The organism is Actinosynnema sp. NPDC059797, from assembly GCF_042732085.1.
Taxonomy (GTDB): Bacteria; Actinomycetota; Actinomycetes; order Mycobacteriales; family Pseudonocardiaceae; genus Actinosynnema.
Map to the genome: position 1 here is coordinate 1 of NZ_JBHWIE010000510.1, position 4,063 is coordinate 4,063.

Consider the following 4,063-nt stretch of genomic DNA (forward strand, 5'->3'; position numbering starts at 1 on the left):
TGGTGTGGCAGTCCCGCTCCTGGCCGCCGCAGATCCCGTGGCTGGAGCCCGACGTGGTCGACCACGTCGAGGCGCTGCACGCCAAGGGCGTGGCCAACGTGGTGGTGTGCCCGATCGGGTTCGTCAGCGACCACCTGGAGGTCGTGTGGGACCTCGACACCGAGGCCCGCGACCGCGCCGCCGAGCTGGGCATGGGCTTCGCCCGCGCGGCGACCCCGAACGAGGACCCGCGCTTCGCCCGGCTGGTGGCCGAGCTGGTCGCCGAGCACCTGGAGGGCGCGCCCGCGCGCAAGCTGTCGGCCTTCCCGGCGGCCGGCTGCACGGTCAACGGCGCGCCGTGCGCCCCGCTGTGCTGCGAGCCCGCGAAGAGGCCCCTGCGGTGACGGTGGACTTCGGCTGGTCACCCCGGGCGGGTGACTGGAGCGACGCGCTGAAGACCTCCGTGCCGCTCTACCGCTGGGCGCCGTGGTTCGCCGCGGCGCTCGGCGCGCTCGGCGTCGTCGTGCTGGTGCTGGGCATGACGTGGGCGGGCGTGTTCGGCCTGGTCCTGGCCGTGGTCATCGCCGGGCTGGTGCCGGTGGGCGCGGCGGTGAACTTCCACAACCACCCGCTGGCGGCCAGGGCGGTGACCGGCACGGCGGACGACCACTCGTTGCGGATGTCGGTCGGCGAGGCCGCGCGCAGCGAGCTGAGCTGGGCCGAGCTGCCCGGCTGGGTGGAGACCCCGCGGGGCTTCGTGCTGCGGACCGGGACGGCCGCGGTGTACGCGGTGCCGCGCCGCGCGTTCGCCGACGCCGACGCGGTGGAGAGGTTCCGATCCCTGCTGGTGGAACACGTGGGGCCGGCGGCCTGATCCGCGCCCGGTCCCGCGTACCCTTGACCGGCGTGTCTACTGCGAGTGCGACGCTGGTCGTCTGGACGTCCGCCTGGCTGCACGGGTCCGCCGCGGCGGACGACGTCCTCGACGCCCTGGGCGCCTGGGCCGAGCTGCACGAGGTGGTCGCCGACGACGACGGCACCGCGACCGCCCTCGACCTGCCCGGCCCCGACGAGGCCCCGGTGGGCCCCGCGCTGCTGCTGGCGTCGCTGCGCCGCGCCGCGACGACCACCGCGCGGCTGGTGCTGCCGGTGCCGGGGGACGTGCGCGGGCTGGGCGGCGACGGACCGCTGGTCAAGTACGCGCTGAAGGCCGGGCAGGCCGCGGTGCTGCCCGAGGTCGGCGTGGGCCTGGTGCCCCGGCTGGTGGCCGACGGCGTGCTGCGGTGGACGGTGTTCGACCTGCCGACCGCCTCCGCGTTCGAGCACGTGCCGATCGGGGAGGCCGAGCACGGGCTGGCGTCGGCGATGCGGGAGGCGGCCACCGCGCTGGTGACCCTGGACGTGGCCCGGCACCGGCCCAACGTGCGCGCCGAGATCGCCGCGCTGGCCGCCGAGCACCAGAAGCTCGCCTGGCCCGCGGGGATGCCGCCGAGGTCCCTGCGCGTGCTCCAGCGCGCCGCCGAGGTCGCCGCGATCCTGGAGGTGGCCGCCTCGGACGCGCCGGGCGGCGCGGTGTCGGCGACCGCGACGAGGGCCCGGGACGAGGCGCTGCGACCGCTGGGCGACGCGGTGCGGCGGGCTCGGCTCGCGGCGGTGGACGAGGCGGTGCGAGTCCTTTCGGATCAGGCGGCCGGCCGCCATTAGCGGGTGCGGTCGTCGAATGTTCGACAAGATCATTCGTGGTTCGACGAAGTTTCTGAAGCGGTCCAGTTCCCAGGTCCGTTCGAATGATTTTGTTTTCACCGCTCCCGGATCAACGAGCGCATTCGTCTGAACAGGTGACAGTGGACGGCTCCGTTTGCCTCCGAACGGGGCCGCGCAGCTTTTGCGCAAGAAAGTTGCATAGCCGATCGATCCGGCGAAACCGCTGGTCAGGGGCTCGGAGGTGGGCTTCGCGCACGGGTATAAGGCCGGATTATCTCCAGGTCAACCCCTCGTCAACAGGACATGTCATGCGTTACCGTTCGTCTGGGAGCGCTCCCAGTCAGTAGTCCCCCGTCTCGCGTCGAATCCCGGGTGGCGGCAGATCTGCTGGGAGCGCTCCCAGATGGCGAGTTGCTCGCAAGGAGGCGATGCATGAGTCTGCGTACGTTCGTACGTTCCCGCAAAGTGGCGGGCGCGTTGGCGGTAACCTCGGTGGCGGCCCTGTCCGCGGCCGGGGTGGTGGCGAGCACCGCCACCGCCAACGCGGCACCCGGTTGCCGGGTGGCGTATTCGATCACGAACCAGTGGCCCGGCGGATTCGGCGCCAACGTCACGGTCACCAACCTCGGGGACGCGATCTCCGGCGGCTGGACCCTGGAGTGGGACTTCGCCGCGGGCCAGACGGTCCAGCAGGGTTGGAACGGCCAGTTCTCGCAGTCCGGGACCAGGGTGACGGTCCGGAACTCGTCGTGGGCCCCGAACCTGGGCACCGGTCAGACGGTGAACCCCGGCTTCAACGGCTCGTGGAACGGCTCGAACCCGGCGCCCACGCAGTTCCGCCTCAACGGGACGGTGTGCACGGGCTCGATCGACACCACCACGTCGACGACCACCACGACGTCGACCACGACGACCACGACGACCACGACGACGACCACCAGTGGTCAGAACCCGGGTCCGGGTGCGCGCGTGGACAACCCGTACGTGGGCGCCGGCGTGTACGTCAACCCGCAGTGGTCGGCTCGCGCCGCCGCCGAGCCGGGTGGCTCGCGGGTCGCGAACCAGCCGACCGGCGTGTGGCTGGACCGCATCAGCGCGATCGAGGGCAACGACTCGCCCACGACCGGCTCGATGGGCCTGGCCGACCACCTGGACGAGGCGGAGAAGCAGCGCGCCGCCCGCTCGGACGGTCAGCTGGTCTTCCAGTTCGTCGTCTACAACCTGCCCGGCCGCGACTGCGCCGCGCTGGCCTCGAACGGTGAGCTGAAGGCCGACGAGATCGGCCGCTACAAGACCGAGTACATCGACAAGATCGTCTCCATCGTCGGCGACCCGAAGTACTCCAAGCTGCGCATCGTCCCGGTCATCGAGATCGACTCGCTGCCGAACCTGGTCACCAACGTCTCGCCCCGCGCGACGGCCACGCCGAACTGCGACGTCATGAAGCAGAACGGCAACTACCAGGAGGGCGTCTCGTACGCCATCGGCAAGCTGGGCGCCATCGGCAACGTCTACAACTACATCGACTCCGGCCACCACGGCTGGATCGGGTGGGGCGACACCGTTCCCGAGTACGACAACTTCTACGCCTCGGCGAAGATGTTCGCGTCGATCCTCGGCAAGAACGGCGCCACCAAGGACAAGATCCACGGCTTCATCACCAACACGGCGAACTACTCCGCGCTGGAGGAGCCGTACTGGAAGGTCGACGACGTGGTCGGCGGCCAGATCGTCAAGGAAAAGGCCAAGTGGGTCGACTGGAACGACTTCAACGGTGAGCTCGGCTTCGCCACGGCGATGCGCGAGGAGCTCGTCAAGCAGGGCTTCGACAGCGGCATCGGCATGCTGATCGACACCTCGCGCAACGGCTGGGGCGGCGCCAACCGGCCCACCGGCAAGTCGACCTCCACGAACGTGGACGACTACGTCAACCAGTCGCGCATCGACCGCCGCCACCAGAAGGGCAACTGGTGCAACCAGGCCGGTGCCGGTCTGGGCGAGCGCCCGAAGGCCGCGCCGAAGCCCGGCATCGACGCCTACGTGTGGATCAAGCCGCCGGGTGAGTCCGACGGTTCGAGCAAGGAGATCCCGAACAACGAGGGCAAGGGCTTCGACCGCATGTGCGACCCGACCTACGGTGGCAACGTGCGCAACGGCAACAACCCCTCGGGCGCCCTGGCCGACGCCCCGGTGTCCGGCCACTGGTTCTCCGCCCAGTTCCAGGAGCTCATGCGGAACGCGTACCCGCCCCTGAGCTGACCCCTGGCGACAACCGAAGATCGCTGCACGACCCGCGGGCGGTGTCCTCTCCGGACACCGCCCGCGGGCGTTTTTCCGCTTGCCCGGTCGCCTAGCGTCGTGCCCGTGGACGTCGAGGAGA

4 protein-coding genes are annotated in these 4,063 nt (G+C 70.8%); all 4 read left to right on the forward strand.

What is annotated here, in order from left to right; genetic code table 11:
* Window positions 1–383: ferrochelatase (locus ACFV4N_RS40700; RefSeq protein ID WP_499678032.1), on the forward strand; the 383-nt coding region annotated here is incomplete at its 5' end.
* On the forward strand, window positions 380–853 hold the full coding sequence (locus ACFV4N_RS40705; RefSeq protein WP_499678033.1) for a YcxB family protein: 474 nt from the start codon (window positions 380–382) through the stop codon (window positions 851–853). The genes ACFV4N_RS40700 and ACFV4N_RS40705, both read left to right, overlap by 4 nt.
* A gap of 32 nt (window positions 854–885) precedes the next feature.
* Complete coding sequence (locus ACFV4N_RS40710; protein ID WP_499678034.1) at window positions 886–1,683, forward strand: Rv1486c family protein; 798 nt, start codon at window positions 886–888, stop codon at window positions 1,681–1,683.
* Between the two features lie 432 nt (window positions 1,684–2,115).
* Window positions 2,116–3,942, forward strand: coding sequence for a glycoside hydrolase family 6 protein (locus ACFV4N_RS40715; RefSeq protein ID WP_499678035.1), 1,827 nt, complete (start codon window positions 2,116–2,118; stop codon window positions 3,940–3,942).
* Window positions 3,943–4,063 lie beyond the last annotated feature (121 nt).